Origin of the sequence: Pauljensenia sp. UMB3104, from assembly GCF_030217285.1 — a bacterium.
Taxonomy (GTDB): Bacteria; Actinomycetota; Actinomycetes; order Actinomycetales; family Actinomycetaceae; genus Pauljensenia.
This window is the reverse complement of the sequence record NZ_JASONN010000589.1, coordinates 1-237: the sequence shown is the minus strand read 5'-3', so window position 1 is coordinate 237 and position 237 is coordinate 1. Positions and strand designations below refer to the sequence as shown.

Annotated in this window: 1 protein-coding gene; it reads right to left on the bottom strand. The window is 59.5% G+C overall.

Annotated features, from left to right (window positions below; translation table 11 throughout):
• Positions 1–5 precede the first annotated feature (5 nt).
• The coding region (locus QP415_RS12890; protein WP_285100337.1) for a hypothetical protein at positions 6–237 on the bottom strand (232 nt) is incomplete at its 5' end.

Sequence of the window (237 nt, the reverse complement as noted above, 5' to 3'; positions counted from 1 at the left end):
CGCGCTCATTGCAGGTCCTCCAGCCAGTCTTCGTCCCAGTTTTCTTCTTGGTTGGGGAGGTTTTCTTCTGCCCACTGACGCGCCCGCTTCTCGAACGCGGTGACGTCACCGAACAGGCCAAGCACTAGGCCGCGTATTTGTACTTCAACGCCGCCGATGCGGACCCGCCACCACACGGAAGAAGGCCTGCGTATCTCACTCAGGAACGCCCCTTTCCCCTTCTTTAGCGAGTAGACG